Origin of the sequence: Marinobacter shengliensis, assembly GCF_003007715.1 — a bacterium.
GTDB lineage: Bacteria > Pseudomonadota > Gammaproteobacteria > Pseudomonadales > Oleiphilaceae > Marinobacter > Marinobacter shengliensis.
This window is the reverse complement of sequence record NZ_PXNO01000028.1, coordinates 78,092-96,093: the sequence shown is the minus strand read 5'-3', so window position 1 is coordinate 96,093 and position 18,002 is coordinate 78,092. Positions and strand designations below refer to the sequence as shown.

The 18,002-nt window shown below is 58.6% G+C and carries 16 protein-coding genes; 2 read left to right on the top strand and 14 right to left on the bottom strand.

All coding sequences use genetic code 11. The annotated features are described in order from the left end of the window. Positions 1-213 precede the first annotated feature (213 nt). From tpx to C7H10_RS18940, 3 genes are all read right to left on the bottom strand, one after another. On the bottom strand, positions 214-711 hold the full coding sequence (tpx, locus tag C7H10_RS18950; RefSeq protein ID WP_061331988.1) for a thiol peroxidase: 498 nt from the start codon (positions 709-711) through the stop codon (positions 214-216). 285 nt (positions 712-996) lie between these two features. Then, on the bottom strand, positions 997-2,217 hold the full coding sequence (locus C7H10_RS18945) for a multidrug effflux MFS transporter (protein WP_106696097.1): 1,221 nt from the start codon (positions 2,215-2,217) through the stop codon (positions 997-999). Positions 2,218-2,445: 228 nt separating this feature from the next. Beyond that, positions 2,446-3,357 carry a LysR family transcriptional regulator gene (locus C7H10_RS18940; protein WP_106696121.1) on the bottom strand — a complete coding sequence of 304 codons (912 nt, stop codon included), beginning with the start codon at positions 3,355-3,357 and terminating at the stop codon, positions 2,446-2,448. A 140-nt stretch (positions 3,358-3,497) separates the two neighbouring features. Here C7H10_RS18940 and C7H10_RS18935 point away from each other — a divergent pair, with 140 nt between their 5' ends. After that, a complete protein-coding gene (locus C7H10_RS18935) occupies positions 3,498-4,175 on the top strand; it encodes a haloacid dehalogenase type II (protein WP_106696096.1) in 678 nt (225 codons plus the stop codon). Positions 4,176-4,311: 136 nt separating this feature from the next. Here the strand turns inward: C7H10_RS18935 and C7H10_RS18930 are convergent, their stop codons facing one another. Further along, positions 4,312-5,463 carry an alpha/beta fold hydrolase gene (locus tag C7H10_RS18930; RefSeq protein WP_106696095.1) on the bottom strand — a complete coding sequence of 384 codons (1,152 nt, stop codon included), beginning with the start codon at positions 5,461-5,463 and terminating at the stop codon, positions 4,312-4,314. A gap of 180 nt (positions 5,464-5,643) precedes the next feature. Here C7H10_RS18930 and C7H10_RS18925 point away from each other — a divergent pair, with 180 nt between their 5' ends. Next, the gene (locus C7H10_RS18925) at positions 5,644-6,543 is read left to right on the top strand and encodes an acyltransferase (RefSeq protein WP_106696094.1); all 900 of its coding nucleotides are present in this window, start codon (positions 5,644-5,646) and stop codon (positions 6,541-6,543) included. Between the two features lie 10 nt (positions 6,544-6,553). Here the strand turns inward: C7H10_RS18925 and C7H10_RS18920 are convergent, their stop codons facing one another. The 10 genes from C7H10_RS18920 to C7H10_RS18875 all read right to left on the bottom strand — a co-directional run bounded on the left by C7H10_RS18920 (position 6,554) and on the right by C7H10_RS18875 (position 17,891). Beyond that, the gene (locus C7H10_RS18920) at positions 6,554-6,757 is read right to left on the bottom strand and encodes a hypothetical protein (protein ID WP_106696093.1); all 204 of its coding nucleotides are present in this window, start codon (positions 6,755-6,757) and stop codon (positions 6,554-6,556) included. Between the two features lie 58 nt (positions 6,758-6,815). After that, complete coding sequence (locus tag C7H10_RS18915; RefSeq protein WP_106696092.1) at positions 6,816-7,625, bottom strand: hypothetical protein; 810 nt, start codon at positions 7,623-7,625, stop codon at positions 6,816-6,818. Then, positions 7,625-8,071 carry a YcfL family putative periplasmic lipoprotein gene (locus C7H10_RS18910; RefSeq protein ID WP_106696091.1) on the bottom strand — a complete coding sequence of 149 codons (447 nt, stop codon included), beginning with the start codon at positions 8,069-8,071 and terminating at the stop codon, positions 7,625-7,627. The genes C7H10_RS18915 and C7H10_RS18910 overlap by 1 nt, the downstream gene beginning before the upstream one ends. Positions 8,072-8,096: 25 nt before the next feature. Beyond that, positions 8,097-9,323 (bottom strand): COG3014 family protein, encoded by a 1,227-nt coding sequence (locus tag C7H10_RS18905; protein ID WP_106696090.1) that lies wholly within the window; start codon positions 9,321-9,323, stop codon positions 8,097-8,099. Continuing rightward, positions 9,307-9,948, bottom strand: a complete 642-nt coding sequence (locus C7H10_RS18900; protein WP_106696089.1) for a CsgG/HfaB family protein — start codon at positions 9,946-9,948, stop codon at positions 9,307-9,309. The genes C7H10_RS18905 and C7H10_RS18900 overlap by 17 nt, the downstream gene beginning before the upstream one ends. 13 nt (positions 9,949-9,961) lie before the next feature. After that, positions 9,962-11,533, bottom strand: coding sequence for a carboxyl-terminal protease-like protein (locus tag C7H10_RS18895; protein ID WP_106696088.1), 1,572 nt, complete (start codon positions 11,531-11,533; stop codon positions 9,962-9,964). Between the two features lie 69 nt (positions 11,534-11,602). Continuing rightward, positions 11,603-13,162, bottom strand: coding sequence for a carboxyl-terminal protease-like protein (locus tag C7H10_RS18890; RefSeq protein WP_146136837.1), 1,560 nt, complete (start codon positions 13,160-13,162; stop codon positions 11,603-11,605). 345 nt (positions 13,163-13,507) lie between these two features. Next, entirely contained in the window at positions 13,508-15,493 is a 1,986-nt protein-coding gene (locus C7H10_RS18885; RefSeq protein WP_058090798.1) for a ribonuclease R family protein, read from the bottom strand. A 72-nt stretch (positions 15,494-15,565) separates the two neighbouring features. Next, positions 15,566-17,284: a sensor domain-containing diguanylate cyclase gene (locus C7H10_RS18880; RefSeq protein ID WP_106696086.1), complete on the bottom strand. Its 1,719-nt coding sequence runs from the start codon at positions 17,282-17,284 to the stop codon at positions 15,566-15,568. A 157-nt stretch (positions 17,285-17,441) separates the two neighbouring features. After that, positions 17,442-17,891, bottom strand: a complete 450-nt coding sequence (locus tag C7H10_RS18875; protein WP_106696085.1) for a DUF411 domain-containing protein — start codon at positions 17,889-17,891, stop codon at positions 17,442-17,444. Between the last annotated feature and the right edge of the window lie 111 nt (positions 17,892-18,002).

The following is an 18,002-nucleotide window of genomic DNA, read 5'->3' as shown; positions in this document are numbered from 1 at the left end:
TTCTAACAGGTCTGGCTTTTGGTGGGTGCTAAGTGTGCGGGCAGGTCTTTCTCAAACACGCTGTGAATACGTCCCTGTACGCTCTGCTCCGCCATCCATGGCTCCGCAAGGTTTGAGAAAGACCTGCCCGCACACTCAGCCCAAGCTCGGAACGGGTAGTCCAAAACAATATCAACGCTGCGTAAATGCTCTGACCACCCGGTTGGGGATGTTTTACAGAACCTTCAGCGCCGCTTCGTAATCCGGCTCGTTTTTGATTTCGTTGACCAGTTCGCTGTGCAGGACTTTGTTGTTCTCGTCGAGGACCACAACCGCACGGGCGCACAGGCCGGCCAGGGGGCCGTCCTGGATGGCGACGCCGTAGTCTTGTTGGAAGCTGTAGTTGCGGAAGGTGGAGAGGGTTTCAACGTTGTTCAGGCCTTCGGCTCCGCAGAAGCGGGCGGCGGCGAAGGGGAGGTCGGCGGAGATGACGAGGACGACGGTGTTGTCCAGGCTGCCGGCTTTTTCGTTGAATTTGCGGGTGCTGGCGGCGCAGACGCCGGTATCGATGCTGGGGATGATGTTGAGGATTTTGCGTTTGCCGGGCCAGCTGTCGAGTTTTACTTCTTCGAGGCCGCTGTTGGTTAGGGTGAATGGGGCAGCGTTTTCGCCGGGCTGGGGGAATTTGCCGCTGACGTCGATGGGGTTGCCGTCCAGGGTGACGTTGCTCATGGTGTGCTCCTTGTCTTGTGGTTTTGGATCTCTGCAATCTACTCTGTGTAGTCTACTTTGGATGACTTTTCATCCTTCTGCACGTAAACCAATGCTTTAACACCGGTGCAGGTCCGGGTAGGGGACTGCTTTCCAAAACACGCTGTGAATACATCCATGTACGCTCTGCTCCGCCATCCATGGCTCCGCAAGGTTTTGGAAAGCAGTCCCCTACCCGAACCCTCGGCTCTTCTGCTGGTTTTCACCAAATTGAAGTTACGGGATTACCTTGTCCAAAAGACGGTATCAGTTTGAACCAGCTCCCTGCGCCTCAAATCCCGGTGCAGGGTATCGCTGCACTAGAAACAGGTAACCAATCAGGCCGAGCCCTGCGCAGATAGCAATAATCGTGGCCATGACCAGTGGGGTGCCGTCGTGGAGGAAGCCTACCAGGGCTCCGGCGGCGGCAGCCGCGGCCATTTGGACAAAGCCGAGGAGGGCGGAGGCGGAGCCGGCCATGGCGGGGTGGTTGGCTAATGCGCCGGCCATGGTTTGGGGCAGGACCATGCCTGTGCCGGCCATGAACAGGGCTTGCGGTAGGACCACGGCCCAGGGGCTGTAGATGTTGTGGTAGGCAAGCAATGTCATGGTGGCGCCGGCGGTGAGGGTGGTGGCCAGGCCGTAGAGTAGGATTTGGTCTGGGAGGTAGCGCCCGGCGAGGCGGATGGAGGCCATGTTGCCGAGCAGGTAGCCGCCGGCGGTGATGGCGGTGTACAGGCCGAAGTGTTCCGGTGCAACGCCCAGGACGTCGATCAGTACGAAGGCGGAGCCAGACAGGAAGGCGAACAGGCCGCCGTAGATGGCGGCGCTGGTAAAGGTGTAGCCGATGAAGGTCATGTCGGTGCTGATTCGGCGGTAGTTGCTCATGAGCTGGCAAAATCGGAACGGTTGGCGGTGTTCCGGGCGCAGGGGTTCGGGGATGCCGAAAGCGATGACGGCCACCATGATCAAGGCGTAGCCCGCCATGACGATGAAGATCCAGTGCCAGTCCATGGTGGCTACGATAAACCCGCCGAGCGTGGGCGCCACTGCCGGTGCTAGCGCCATCATGCCGGCAAGCAGGGCTAGAATTTTTGCCGCTTCCCGGGGCGTATAAACGTCCCGCACCACGGCTCTGCCGAGGACTGGTCCTGCGGAACCGCCGAGTGCTTGCAGGAACCGGAACAGTTGCAGGGTTTCAATGTTACTGGCCAGGGCGCAGCCGATGCTTGCAAGGGTAAACAGCAGCATGCCGCCGATCATCACAGGCTTTCGGCCAAAACGATCAGCCAACGGCCCACAAACTAGCTGGGCAAGGGCAAAACCAATCAGATAGATGCTTAGAGTGAACTGAACCTGATCGGTACCGGCGTTAAAGTCAGCCCCAATCTGCGGCAGCGCAGGCAGGTACATATCAATGGCCATCGGCCCGAGGGCGACCGCGGCGGCGAGTAAAATGGTGGTCCAGATGCTGGTGAGTGCGAGCACGGTTATTCCTGACCCTGGAGTTGGGTGAGAGTGGGGTAGTGCCTCCCAAAACACGCTCCTTGCGGCACATCCATGTGACGCTTGGGCTCCGCCATCCCTGGCTCCGCACAGTTTTGGGAGGCACTACCCCACTCTCACCAGCGAACATATGGAGGGGGAGTCTAGGACGGCCGGCCCAGAAAAATAACGGCTTAACCTTTCATGCAATACATGAACAATATTGATTGATTAATCGTGCAAGCCGTTCATGGTGGCCGCCACCGAGTTCACCTGATTGCGAACCCAGCGGTGGGCGGGGTCTGTCTGGTGGCGTCGGTGCCAGAGCATGAGCAGAGTGAAGGGGTTGTATTCAAAGGGTAAAGGCACGTAGGCGAAGTCCCGCATCAGTTGATTGCTCATTCGTTCGGGTGCGGAGGCCAAAAGGTCAGTGCCGCGCAGAAACTCCGGCAGGCCGGAGAAGTTGGAGACCGTCACCACGCTGCGCCGTTTCAGACCTCTTGCTTCCATGGTGCTATCCAGCCCGGGCTTTTCGCCGGTGGCGAACAGCACGGTGATATGGTCGGCGTTCATGTAATCCTTCAGATCGGCCGGTGCATCGCGTTCGTTTTGGTCGTAAAACACCACCATCCGGTCCGCCATCAAGCCCCGCTGCATGATGTCTGTCGTCTCCGGGGCAAACGGGCTGATCACCAGATCGCAGGCCTCTTTGCGCAGAAGATCGGCATTGGGAATGCCGGAGGGAATCACCTGCAGGTGAATACCCGGCGCCTGTTCCCTGAGTGTCTTCACCAACCCTGGTAGCAACAGATCCCGCTGGTAGTCGTTGGCCGCAATGGTAAACGTAAACTCCGCCGTGGCCGGCTCAAACGGTGGCCCCGAGGGCAGGGTGCGCAGGTCGTCCAGTAGCTGACGGATGTGCGGCCCGGTGCGCAGGGCATAGTCGGTCGGCACAATGCCCCGTCCGGATTTCACAAACAGGGGATCGCCGAAGGCCTGGCGCAAACGCTCCAGGGTATGGCTTACCGCCGATTGGGTCACCCCCAACCGAACGGCCGCACGCGACACCCCGCCCTCGTCCAATACGGCAACGAAGGTGGCGAGGGATCTCAGGTCCAGATTCAACATATCAACAGGCTTCATGGTTGGCAGTTTAGGCGAGCGCAAGGGCCAAGTCATCAGGAAGCCGGGCCTGGTTGATCGGTTTTTGCCACTAAAGTCCGGTTGGTCTAAATTGAGTAATCGTTCAATATTGAGGCACACTCCCCGGAACAGGAGCAAACATGAAAACCACTCTGGCGTTTGATGTTTACGGAACCCTGGTAGACCCGATGGGCATGTCCCGGCTGCTTGAGCAGGATGCGGGCGAGCAGGCAGCGGCGGTTGCCGCGCTCTGGCGGGAAAAACAGCTGGAGTTTTCGTTCCGGAAGGGCCTGATGCGAGTCTACGAAGACTTCGGCGTATGCACCCGCCAGGCCCTGCGCTATGCCATGGTCGTGCACCAGTTGGAGCTGAGCAAGGCGCGGGAAGACCAACTCATGGCCGCCTACCTGTCCCTCCCCGCGTTTGACGATGCCTTACCAGCCCTGCAGGCACTGAAAGGCCAATACCCCCTGTTCGCCTTCTCCAATGGCAGTTACCCCGCCCTGGAAAAAGTCCTCGGCCACAACAACCTGCTGGAGCAGTTCGATGGCCTGGTGTCGGTGGACGACATCAAAAGCTTCAAGCCAGACCCCGCCGTCTACACCTACGCCCGCCGCGCGACCGGCGCCTGGGACAACCCTCTATGCCTGGTGTCCAGCAACGCCTGGGACGTGATTGGGGCCAGAGCGGCCGGGTTGTCAGCGATTTGGGTGAAGCGGGATGAAAACAGGGTTTTCGAAGACTGGGGCATAGAGCCAACGGCGGTAATACAAAGTCTTTCTCAACTTCCCGAGAGTCTCAAGGCTCTCAGTACCTGAAAGCAGCTTTCAATAGGCATATCAAACAGTCAGCGAAGGCAGGGGTTGGGGAGGGGGTGCCAAAACCATCAGGAAAACCACGTTTTCCGTTTTGGCACCCCCTCCCCAACCCCTGCCGACATACTCCGATAAAAAGTCAGTCAGACCGAGCCGCCAGCCACTCCGCCAGCTCAAGCCAAGAGGCCTTGGGCGCCTTGCTCCCCGCAAGAATCCCCATATGCCCGCCCGGCGCCACCCGAAAGGTTTTGTCAGTAGAGCTGACATGATCCATCACCCGCTTCGCCGCCCCCGGCGTGGCCAGAGTGTCTTCCTGGCCGGCAATCGCCAGTAAGTTGGCATTCACATTCTCCAGCCGCGCAAAATCCTCACCGATCTGGATTTGCCCCTTGGCCAGCTGATTATCAATCCACACCCGCACCACCGTATCCTGAATCACCCCGCCAGGATAAGCCACCATCCGGTCCAGAAACGCCGACGTGGTGGCGTGATTGGTGACAAACTCCCGGTCACCCAGGCGCACAATCAGCTCCCAGTAGCCCATCACACTGCCAATCGGGTTGGTCAGTTTGAAACCGATGGTATTGGCCCAGCCTGGGGTGTGAAACCAGTGTGGCTTCATACTGTGCAATTGAAACCCCGTGCGTTTGCGCACCACCCCTGCAACATCCGCGATGCGCTGGTACATCCAGCCAATGGCACCGGACGCATGGCTGTCGATCGGCAGGCCCAGCACAATGGCGTTGCGAATGTGCTGGTCCTTGCTCAGGGCAGAGTAAAACAGCGTGAACATGCCGCCCATACTCCAGCCATGCAGCGACAGCTCCTGTTCGCCGCTGTGCTCCCGCACCCGGTTGAGATAGGCCGGCAGTAACTCCGCCACATAGGTGTGCATGTTGTAGTGGGTGTGCTCCCGCTTGGGAGTGCCCCAGTCGATCAAATAAACTTCAAACCCCTTCGCCCGAAGGAATCGCACCAGACTGCGCTGCGGGAACAGGTCGTAGATCAGCATGTTCACCGCCAGGGGCGGGATGATCACAATGGGTGTGCGATGGGTTGTCCGCTCCACCGGAATCACCAGATCGTCCAGCTCGATGAAATCCTCTTTCAGGGGCGGGTAATAGCGCAGGCTGACCAAGCCGTCAGAAAACAGGGTTTCAAATGGGGTCTGGCCCGCCTGCACCAGGCTGGCGGCGCGAAACACCCGGTCAAAGGCGTTGCCGGCATAAAGGGTGCCCTGGCGGGCCAGGTCAGAGGTCAGGTTGAGGGCAGTTCTCACGGGGTTAAGCATGTGGGTTTCCGTTGGTACATCAGTCACTGGTCCTGACAGGATAGGCGGGCGGTTGCTCAGGTACCATGGCAAAACCGTCACATCTGGCCGGCACAATGGTCACTTCAGGCCACTGCCCAATCCTGTATCTCATTGTTATGATATCGACCCTTTGTTCAAACAATGAAAACAGGTTTCTCAATGCTCAGTTTCTTGCCCGCCCCCGTCGTCGGAATACTCAACTCCATCTTGCTGGGCCTCAACACCCTGTTCTGGTGCCTGCTGCTTTATATTCCGGCAGTGCTGAAACTGATTATCCCGCACAAGGGGTTCCGGGTGCTGTGCACCAAGGTCATCATCTGGATCTCGGAATCCTGGGTGGCTTGCAACACGGGCTGGATGAAACTGACCCACAGCACCCGCTGGCAGGTAACCGGCGCAGACAACCTGAAACGGGAAAGCTGGTACCTGGTACTCAGCAACCATCAGAGCTGGGTGGATATCTTTGCCATGCAGCGGGTGTTTAACCGCCGGGCGCCGTTTCTGAAGTTTTTCCTGAAACAGCAGCTGATCTGGGTGCCGGTGATTGGCCTTGCCTGGTGGGGCCTGGATTTCCCGTTTATGAAACGCTACACCCGGGAGTACCTGATCAAGCACCCGGAGAAACGCGGTGAAGACCTGAAAGCCACCCGCAAGGCCTGTGAAAAATTCCGCTACACCCCGGTAAGCGTCATGAACTTTGTCGAAGGCACCCGCTTCACCAAAGCCAAACACGACAAGCAGAAATCCCCCTACCAGAATCTGTTGCTGCCGAAAGCCGGTGGTGTCGCCTTTGTGCTGGATGCCATGGGCGATTCCATCGACACCCTGGTGGACGTCACCATTGCCTACCCCAACGGAGCACCCACCTTCTGGGATTTCATGTGTGGCCGTGTGCCGGAGGTACAGCTGGATATCAGCACCCAGCTGATTCCGGAGCACTTGAAAGGTCGGGACTATTCCAGCGATGCCGAACATCGCCGGAATGTGAAGGAATGGCTGGGAGAGTTATGGCAAAGCAAGGATCAGCGCCTGACTCAGGCGCTGACTGCGGGCAAGTGAACGAGACGGGTCAGGACTCGTCTTCGTCTTCCACCTCATCCGGATGTTCGCGCTTGTAGCGCTCCCACTCCTCCCAATCATGGGGTGTCCCGGCATGGGGGCGCCTCAGGTGTTTGGCGTGATCCAGCGCGTTTTCACGTAAACTGTGATCGCGCTCTTCGTCTTCTTTGTCGAAGCCGTATTTTTTCAGAAATTCCTGGGGGCTGATGGCCATGATGCACCTCCCTTATTCAATTCTCCCTATTGTGTACGTGGTGCCAACGCCCCCGGTTTTAAAGTTCTGCCAGGGTTTGCAGCGCCAGTTCCTGGCCCACATCCCTCAGGGAAACCTGTCGCTCCCGTTTCTCAAAGCCCCGGTCTGTGGCAATCCAACGGCGATCGGCGTCGGTAGCTGGCGGCACGCCATTAGAGCTGACCATGGCCTGGATAGCGCCGTTGGTGACGTTGAGAACGCGAATCGTGAATTCATTGCCGGCAACCTGGCTGAGCTCCATCAGGTAGTCAGCATGTTGGCTGAGGGCCCGCATTTCCAGCCGCGCCTGGTCAGGAGACAGGCGTGAGAAATCGCCGTTCTCCAGGGCATTATCGGTGATCCGCATGATGGCGTCGCGGTCGACGATGGTGACACCGGCGCGGGTAAGCTGAGAAACCAGTCCGGCTTGCAGATCAAAGGCTGGAGCCACCGGGGCAGAGCGCCGCTGGGCCCGGGTTTCCACCTGAGCTGCTCCCCGGGCGTTGCCGTCCAGACTAACGTTGCCCTCCGGAATGCTGCCGTGCAGACTGCCTTGCTCTGAGACCACCACCCGGCGCTGGCTGGCCCAGTCGCTGACCTGATCGTTAAAGGCCCGGTTCCAGAAAACAGCGATCCTCGGATTGGAATTGCCCAGACCTGCCCGGAAGCGCTCAATAATCGCCTCGGCCGATTCGGAGCGTTGCGAAGCGTTGGCCTCGGCCCGCAGATCCTGCTCGGTAAGAGGCTTCTGATGTGGCGCTTTCATGGGCGCAGCCGGATGATCGTTGGCGGCCAGCACCACCGTCGGCATCGCTCCAAGCAACAAGCCGGCGACCAGTGAACGGTTCATCAGTTGATCTCCCGGACTTCAATGCGATATTTCAGTGGCTGGGTCGTGGTGGACAAGGTTTTGTAGGCGCTGACGCTGTTGGCCGGAATGGTTGAGCGCTGCCACGTCGGGCGGGCATCCACCGGTACGCCATAGTCGTCAAAGAACTGTGTGCGAACCTCGATCTGGTAGTCGAAGTCGGTGTGGTTACGCAACACGGCGAACACCTCGGTAGTCCCTGTTTCGGTAGGGCGTTGGCCGTGGTTTTCAACCGACAAACGGTAAACGCGCCCGGCGTCCCGGATACCGTCGTCCCAGGTGCGGCTGAGGTTGTAATCGGTGAACACCACGGTGTTGTATTCCAGCGGTGCCGTACGTTCCGCGATATCGGTTGAATCCGCGGGTAAGGTATTGCAGCCTGCGACGATCAAGCCGGCGGCGGCCACAGCAAACAAGTTTCGAAACATGTTCTCTCTCCTTTTGGCGGCCAGGTTATGGCCGTTGGGACGTCGCAAGGGCCAGTCCTCGCCCCCGTCCGTCGAATCTGAATTCGGTGGTATCAGTCATGCCTGGAATGGCGTTGCCATTGGCATCCAGGAAACGCACGGTCACTTTCTGGCCGGGCTCCGCCGATACCGGGATGATGTGCAGGGTGTCCGGCAGCGACTGCCAGTAACGGATATCGGCCCGCACGTTGGCGGCAGCCGACATACCCTGTGCCGCCACACTGACCAAACTGATGGCGGCAAAGCCTGCGCCCAATACGCCCCCGGCGGAGGCACCGGCGCCGGCCAACAGGCTGTTCTGGCTAATATCGCTCAGATTGGTACCAATGTCGCGGGTGGTTTCTTTGTACTGCACCTGGCCTTCGACGATGCGATCAATGGCACGGCCGCCCCGGGTGGATGCCTGGAAGTAAATGTCTTCCATCGGGTACACCGTTTCCCACTGATCGCCGTGCTGCCACTGCGCGCCTACGTCACTGAAGTTCCGACCGCGGCGGTACACCAGTTGATAGTGACCAACGCCATCACCCAGCTTGCGGGGTGAGGTGCCGGTTTCGACAATCAGCAGCGCATTGTGCTCGCCATTGGGGACAGGCGCATCCGGGCGGAAGGCCTGCAGTTCGGTGAAGTGTTGCTGCGCCAGTTGTTGGCTGTCCATCTGCAGGGCTGCCCAGCCGGCCAGGTAAATCAGCGCTGCAAAATCAGAGCTGAACTGCTCTTCCTCGGCAAAGGCATCCTGCAGCAGGCCACCGATGAAACTGGCCCGGGCGTTGCCGTAATCCCCCTGTTCCAGGAAGATCAGCCCCAGGTACAGATACACCATGGCCCGCTCGTAAGGTTCGCCCTTGAAGTCTTTTTCTGCCTCTTCGTACCAGATACTGCGGGCTTTACGGGCGGATTCATCGTCGGCGTACACGCTCTCGATGATCACGCGGGCACGGTCCAGGCTCCGCCGGGCTTCGTCCAGATCACCGGCCCGGTACGCCTTCAGGCCGATCTCCATCAGGTTGAGCACCTCGTTACGGCGCCCTTCCTCATACAGATTCTGGTAATCCTGTCGGATGACCGTCGGCTTGCTGGCCACGATCGCGGCCTGCTCGCTGGTCAGGCCGGCGCGGTCGAAGGTTTTTGGCCCGGTGGCGCAGCCGGCCAGGCTGACCGACAGCACCGCCGTGGCCAGTATTGCCGGTTTCATCTTAGCGATAAACCACATCGTCCCGGCCCGCCTTGCGCATTTCATACAGGCCACTCCAGACGATGGTGCCCAGCTCCATATCCACCATCTCGAAACTGATCTGGCTGTAGCGGGATTGGGTGCCGTCGCTGCGATCGGAGGCGTCCAGTGAAGTGATGCGGCCTGCCAGGCGATAATCCGCACCGGCCTGGGCGGCGGTAGAGCGAATGGTGCCGCCATCAACGGCGCCGTCGCGCTTCAGGTCACGTTCCTGCTGCACCATGCCGGCGTATTCCCGGCCAACGAAGATCATCCGGCCATTGGAGGCGCGGTTCAGCTCAATGCGCAGCCGATCGGTCAGCATGTTGGTGTTGACCACCGAAGAGCTCTCGTTACGCATGTATTCATTGTCGATGATGATGCGGGGCGGAATGTCGCGCCCGGCGAGCATGCGGTTGGCCAGCATGTCACGCATCATCTGATCGGTAATGGCGACAATGTCCTGGCTTTCAATGCCCACGCCACCCACTCGACCGGTGGTTGAGGCATCTTCATAAACCGTGGCTTTACCGCGGGTGTTATCAATCTGGCCCGCGCAGCCAACCAGCAACAGAGATGCCGCTGCCATGCCGGTGATCAGTGCCTTGGTGGTTCCCTTCATCATAAAACGTCTCCGGTTAATTGGTGGAAGCCAGTACGGAACTGAACTCCGGGTAAATCTGCGTGGCGGCGCGCATCGCATCCGTAAAGTTTGCGGTGGTGCCGTATTTCTGTCTCAGGTAACGGGCCATATTGGGTAGGGAATCGAAGCTCTGGTCTGAGGCTGACTTGATGGCTTCCCAGCCGCCGGACGCTGAAATTGCTGCCTCTCTGCCGCCACTCTTGCCCAGTTCAGAGCCTACGGCGCCACCCACCAGGCCGCCCAGGCCGAATGGCACGAAGTCCAGTGCCTTGTTAGCGGCATAGGCCCCGGCCATGGCTCCGGCTGCGGACCCGGCGGTAGCGCCCATGCTTGCATTGTTAGCCAGGTTCACCCATTCGGCAAGCACGCCGTCACTGGTGTAGGGGCTCATGAACTGACCGTTGTTATCATGGCGTACCAGGCGTTCGATCAATTCCTCTTCGGTCAGGGCTTTACCGTCGGAACTTCTCATCGAGCCGCCACGAGCAACAGTGATCATCAGATCCGAGGGTGGTTGGTCGGTCATGTACTTGACAAGATCTTCAGGTAAACCGCCCTCAAGCAGGTGTTGGCGGTGAGTTTGTTTTAAACCCGAGAAGGGAGGTGCGTGGTTGGCATTGACGTAAACCTCCGCCATGGCTTGTGCAATCTCGGAGTTGGCCGCCCACCCTGAACCCCCTGCTGCCGCCAAATAGTTATCAATAGCCTGTTGTCGGGCATCTGGATGAGCAAGGATCAGTTGCCTGGTCAGGTCATCTTCGGAGATGCCCCCAGCCAGTGCAGCTTTAAGTTGCCAGCCCTTCAGACCATCCGGGCCGATCAGCCAGGCCTGCAGGTTTTCCGGCAGCAGTCCGGTGTAACCGGGCAGGTTGGCGTATTGTGCGTGAAATTCAAGGGCATTCGTTTGAGGGGCCAGCGCAATCAGCTGAGCGGTGGCCTTTGGGCGAATCAACGTTGCTTCGTTGGAGCCAAGTAATCTGGCCAAAGCATCCGGGCGTTTTGTATCAATGGCAGCATAGCGTTGAGTCTGAGCCCGGGTTTCGTCTGCCAGCGCCATCAAGTGGGCTTTGGCGGCGGCTTCGTTGGCGGCTTTGAGGGCCGCCTCTTCGCTTCCGCCACCGGGCATCAGGAAGGGTGTCGGAAAAAACATACTGGTCCAGGTTTTTGCCGAGACGTTGGCCTGGTGGCGCCAAAGAATCTGATCCTGCCAGGCCACAGTTGCGCTGCTGACAGAGGTACTTTTGCCATGGATCGGAATCAGGCTCAGGGTTAACACCGCAGGAAGATTGGCCACGAAAGACTCTTCATAGCCGTACCACGTGGGAGCCGGTTGGTGAATGTAGTCAACGTGGGGGGCATTGCTTTCAGGTATCACCCACCGGGCAGCCTCAGAATCATTAATCTTGAACGGTGCGGTTACCTGATAGGGCGTCGCGTTGGGAACGGAGCTTTGATCAAACTGATGCACGGAGCAACCACTGAGCCAGAGTGTTGACGCGACCAGGGCACCGAGAGCGCTCTTTCCCGGTGCAGGGAAGAAACGACAAAAGCTTTTTGGGTAGGTCATCTTTTTAATCCATTCAGGGTGCATCGTGGAACGAACGCTTTGGGATCCGAGTACGCCATGAGTGCCCGATCAGTAAGTGGAGTCCAGCACCGAACTGAACTCCGGGTAAATTTGCGTGGCGGCCCGCACGGCATCGGCGAAGTTGGCAGTGCTGCCATACTTCTGCTTGAGGTAACGGGCCATGTCGTTCAGCGAATTGAAACTCTGATCCGAGGAGGCCCTGATGGCTTCCCAGCCACCGGACGCCGAGATGGCGGTTTCCCTACCTACCTCCTTGCCAACCTTGGCGCCGGCTGCGCCGCCGACCATACCGCCGAGTCCAAAAGGAACGAAGTCCAGCGCCTTATTAGCAGCATAGGCCCCGGCTACTGCACCAACAGCGGAGCCGGCGGTTGCGCCCATGTTGGCGTTATTAGCCAGGTTGACCCATTCGGCCAGTACGCCGTCGCTGGTGAACGGGCTCATGAAACGGCCGTTGTTGTCGTTGCGTACCAGGCGCTCCAGAAGCTGTTCTTCGGTGAGCGTACGCCCCTGATCATCCTGCAATGAGCCGGTTTTCGCTGCCGCAACCAGTTCTGCAGAGCGCTCCGCATTGGTCATGTAGGCCACGATGTTGGCTGGAATACCGTTTTCGACGAGCACCCGATGGTGCTCCTCTGTCATGTTGGGGTAATAAGGCCATGCAGCTTGCGCACTAGCCTGCCTTTCCTGCAGGTTCGAGACGATGGAGGGATAGCTTTGACCGTATAATTCGCGAAACCTGGCCTCATTCTGCCGGGCTGCTTGGTGCCAGGCGGTCAACGATTCGGGGTAGCTGCTGACCACTCTGCGCAACACCTCAGCTTCTTCTTCACCACTATCCAGCGCAGCTTTAATCTGCCAGCCCTTGAGTCCGTCGGGCCCGATCAGCCAGGCTTGTGATTCCACCGGTAACAGGTTGATGTAGCCTTTGACGTTCAGGTATCGCTGGTGATATTCGAGTGAATTTTCTGGAGGCGCTAACGTTGCCAGGTGCGCGGTTGCCTGCGGTTTGAATAGCGGCGCTTGATCCGATGTGACAAAAGCGACCAAGGCATCGGGATCGTTTCTGGGTATTTTTTCAAACGCGGGCTGCTGGCGAGCAATGGCGTCGGCGATGTTGCGAGCGTGGATGATGTTGACCGTATCCTGCGTCTCCTGCATATCCTGTGAATCTAATTCATAGAGAGAACCCATGAATAGCAGTGGCGTGGGGAAGTACAGGCTCCAAGCGTTCTTGATGGTATAGCTTGCCGAACTCTCGGCTAGCGTTTCGCCTTCCCAGATGATTGATAAGTTGTCTGTGTAACGGGTGGTTTCATAAAAAGGAATGAGACTCAGTGTCAGAATGCTGGGAATTGCATTCATGCTGTTGTACTCAACAGACGGAGATTGAACAACCTCTATTGACGGCAGCACTTCTGATTGTGGTGTAAGCCAGGTGGCCAGGACCGGCGAGTCGGTTTTGAACGGTGCCGTTTGATGGTAGGCCCTGGCGCTTTGGTCAAGCTCGCTTCGGTCAATCTGATACACCATGCACCCTGGCAATGCGATTGTTGCCAGCGTGAGAGTCACTGTGGTGAGCCACCACCGATATAGACGGTTGTTCATTGGTTGCATACCTGGCTGTAATGGCCCGACCACCCGGTGGCGCGCCTGATCTATCGACTATCGCCGGATGTGACCTGATCGATATTTGTGATTACCAATACTTCATGATGCGAACTATTGGAATAGGGCTTTTCAGGCCAACAGGGAGATGCCGGGCAAAACGGAAGGCGGTGGTGGATTATTGCTTTGAATTAATGACGAAAATCAAGAATGGGGATCTTTGTAAAATATCGTAAATTTTTGAATCGGGCGCTGCTTTTCCCTGCTTTTCAGCGCTTTTCCAGAACGAAATCGCCGTGCGTCGGCATAATCTGCAACGCACGGCGCGGTCGCTGATGGGATGGATCAGTCGCCTGTGGTTTCCTGGGCGCCAGCGATTTCTTCGGCCTTGATCAGCTTGAAATTGATCTGCCGGCGCTCGTCGTCCACCCCGGCGAAGCTGACGGTAACCCGCTGCTCCAGCTGGAAGATACGGCCATTCTTGTTGTGCACCAGGCGCAGGGTGACCGGATCAAAGCCGTACTTGCCCTCCAGGTCCTTGCAGCTGACAAAGCCTTCCAGCCCGTTGCTGTCCAGGCGCACGAAGAAACCGGAGGGCATGGTGCGGCTGATGGTGCCTTCCATGGGGTCTTCCGGCAGGGTCTTGGCGTAGTCGGCCTTGAGCCAGGTTTCCAGAGTGTTGGCGGCCTGGCGGGCGCGGAACTGGGTGGCTTGCAGGGCTTCCAGTTGCTGGCTGTTCAGGGGTTTGATCGGGGTGTTCCAGAGCGCCGCTTTGATCAACCGGTGCACGTAAAAGTCCGAGAATTTGCGCAGCGGTGAGGTGAAGGTGGTGTAGGCGTCCAGCCCCATGCCCTGATGGGGCGCGGCATCAAAGCCCAGCTCCGCCCGGGCCAGCTGGCGGGACAGTATGGCTTTCACCGGCACTTCGGCTTGCAGCTGGTCACTGTGTTTCATCAGTGCCTTGAAGCCTTCAGCCGTGTTGGCGTCGTGCCCGGCCAGGTGCGGCGCATGGCTTTCCAGCAATTTTCGGATGTTGTCAGCGCGGTCGTCCCGCAGGCCCGGGTGCTGGATAAACAGGCCTTTGCCCTGCCGGGTCAGGAAGTCTGCGGCACAGCGGTTTGCGGCCACCATGCATTCCTCCACCAGCCGGTGTGCTTCGTTCTGTACCGAGGGCTCAATCACCCGGATACGCTTGTTCTCGTCCAGGCGCAGCCGGAATTCCGGACGGTCCTGGCTCAGCAGCGCGTGTTCGGCACGCCATTTACGCAGAGCGGTGGCGGCCTGGTGCAGCTGATCCAGGCTGTTGGCGACCTCGTCTGGTAAAGCCTTGATCTCGTCGTCTTCCCGGCCTTCAATCAGATGGGAAACCAGCTCGTAGCTCAGCTTGCCCTTGGAGCGGATCATGGCCTGATGGAAACTGTAATCGCCCAGGCTGCCGTCGTTATTCACCTGCAGGTCACACACCAGAGCCAGCCTGGGCACATCCGGCATGAGCGAGCACAACCGTGTGCTGATGCTGTCAGGCAGCATGGGCAGCGGCTCGCCCGGGAAATAGATAGCGGTGGCCCGGTTGAAGGCTTCTTCCTCAGCCGGGCTGCCCGGTTCGATCATCGCCGTCGGGTCGGCAATGGCAATGGACAGCGTCCAGCCAGTGGCGTTGGGCGTGGCCATCAGGGCATCGTCCATGTCCTGGGTGCCTGGGCTGTCGATGGTCACATAGGGTTGCTCGGTACGGTCTTCCCGGCCGTCGGTATGGGTCGCGACGGATTCTTCGCTCAGGGCATCGGCTTGTTTCTGAACCTCGTCCGGCCAGGCATCGGCGAGGTCGAAATTGGCCAGGGTGAACGCCCGTTCGATGCCCGGTTGGCCTGCCTTGCCAATGACTCGCAGGACTTTTGCCTGGCCTTTTCCATCCTTGAACGGGTGGCGATGGATCTGGCAGTAGATAAAGTCGTCAGGCTGGGCGCCCATGCGCTCTTTCGGTGGAATGAAGATCCAGCGGTTGATGCCCGGGGTTTCCGGTGCCACAAAATGACCCTTGCCCTTGATCAGGTAGCGACCCACGAAGGTGGTCAGGTGCGATTCCAGCAGCTCGTCTACCACGCCCTGGGTTTTGCCTTTTTCCACTTCCTGCTCGGTGACGTTCACCCGATCCCCGGGTAGCACCTTCTGCATTTCTTCCGGTGGCAGGAACACATCCCGCCCCTCATCCAGGGCCACAAAGCCGAAGCGCCCGTTGGTAGGTTTGACCGTGCCCGGGAAGACCACCTTGTTCTGCTTGATATCGGTTTTCAGCTGGCGCAACTGATTGAGAGCGTCGGCATTGAGCATGGAGAAAAGACCTGGCTGTAAAATGGATGATGCAGCGGAGTATAACGGTTATGCAGGTGGGAGTCAGATCTGTCAGGCCGGGTGTGTCTCCTCGCCGGGAGCAGCGTGGATGCAAACCCGGTTACGCCCTCCCCGCTTGGCCTGGTACAGGGCCTGATCGGCGTTACGTAGCAGGGTATCCATGTCATCGCCTGGCTGGCTGAAATAGCCGCCCACGCTGATGGTGACCGATGTACCCGTGCGCTGGCTTTCCTGCTCCACGCTGGCTCGCACCCGGTTGGCAATCTGTTCCAGGGTGTCTTTGTCGCAGGGGGACAGCAGCACCACAAATTCGTCGCCACCCCAGCGGCCCGGGTGGTCATAGGGACGAACCGTAGCTTTCAGCCAGAGCGCTACCCGGCACAGAATGTCGTCACCGGCCTGATGGCCACGGGTGTCGTTGATGGTTTTGAAGTGGTCGATGTCCAACCAGATCAGCCCGAATCCCTTGCCTTCACGTTCGGCCCGCTGGATTTCCTGTTCGATGACTTCATCCAGGCCACGGCGGTTCTTCAGGCCGGTGAGGGCATCCACCCGGGCCAGCCGGTGCAGTTCTTCCGTGCGTTTCGCGACCTTGTGCTCCAACTCGGCGGTGGTATCCCGCATCGTGCTGGTCATTTTTTCAAAGTGGTCCACCAACCGGCCGATTTCGTTATCTGGTTTGGGCAGGTAGGGCAGGTCAAACCGACCCTCCCGCAACCGCATCACCGCAGCCTCCAGGCTCAATACCGGTTTGAGAATGCGTGATTGAATGATCAGGTGAAAAGCGATCAGCGAGACCAGCAGCGACATAAGGAAGACGGCCACTAGCGGCCACAGGTAGCTGGTTGGCACCAGGGCGTTCAGGTCGAGCAAGGTGATTTCGAACCAGCCTATGGCCGGCAGGAAGGCCACTCCTGCCAGGTGCTTGCGGCCATCAATGGTGACAAACCCGCTTTCCACTGCGCCGTCCTCGCCGTTGCGCTGTTTGAGCATCTGCAACATGCCTAGGATCTGCTGTTTGTCCTGGCGATCCTCAAACAGCAGGTCCACCGTGTTCTTCTGGCCTTCGGGTTTGATAATACTGGCGAAGTCGATGTAATTGCGGTCGCGGTACAGTTGAATGGCGCCGTTGTAGTCCACGAACAGCGTGGTTATGCCTTCCTGGCCTATGTCGACAATGTCCTGCAGGAAGGTGTCGAGATTGAGACCGGTGCCGACCATGCCGAGAATCTCGTTGCGCTCATCACGCATCAGCACATCAATCCACAACTTGGTGACGCCCAGTTCCTGGTCCGGGTTTACGTTCAGGTGGAAGTCCCGGCCCTCCTCAATCAGCTGGAAAAACCAGGCATCATCCGGCTTTTCCGGATCCAGTACGTAACGGAACTGGTCATTGGCATACTGATTGTCGGAATTGTTGTAGTAATAGTGGCCATTCTCCCGCAGGGCAACAAAGTAACTGTTATCCCGAAAGTTATTGCGGAAGCTCTCCATCTGGCGGATGGCGGCGGAGGTCAGCTCGGGATTGTCCGGGCTGGCGGCCCATTGCAGCAGGGTAGAGGATTGCGCCATTTGCCGGGCCAGGCCGATTTCCCGTTCCAGGGACTGCAACAGTCGGGCGCTGTCGTAGCGCACCTGAATTTCAGTAACCTGCTTGCCCCAGCGTTCGATGATGTCTTCTGACAGCTCCCGGTAGGCCAGCCAGGAGGCAGACGCCGCGAGAATGATCAGTATTGATGCGAGGCCGAGAAGGCGGGTTTTAAGGCTCAAGCTAAGTCCCTGCGAGTATGTGTTTTGTTTCCAACACTGAGGTTCATAATAGAACAGCCCGGAACGACAGTGTAGAAAAAACAGACAGACCCGCAAACTTCGTGAGCGCGCAGCCTGGCCGGCTGCACGCGGAAATCCTGACCTGAGTGCAAAACGGTCAGTTGTGCTCGGCAAACACCCGGGTCTGACCTTCCTTGTTAAACAGGATGACCTTGTAGTGGTCCTTGCGATCACCCATCTCCATGCCGGGCGAGCCTATGGGCATACCCGGAACACTGATGCCGGTGGCTTTCGGGGCCTCGCTCAACAGGCGTTTGATATCATCCGCCGGCACATGGCCTTCCACCACATAGTCACCCACAAAGGCGGTGTGGCAGCTGCCCAGGCCTGGAATCAGGCCGGCGTCGGCCTTGATCTTGCCCATGTCATCGGTGTCGGTGGCGGTGACGTCGAACCCGTTTTCTTCCAGGTGGTCGATCCAGTCGCCACAGCAACCGCAGGTGGGCGATTTATACACGTGAATGCTATGGGCGGCTCCGCCGGCGACGGCCGTGGTGCTGAACCCCAGGGCGGCCACCAGGCCAAGGGCTAAGGTGTGTTTTTTCATGGCGGTTACCTCGGTAATGCGTGTGTGAACAGGATCATTGGTTCTGCCCGGATTTGTTGCCGGATAACCAGAACCACCAAACCACGGCGGCCATCAGGGCCAGCCCTGCTG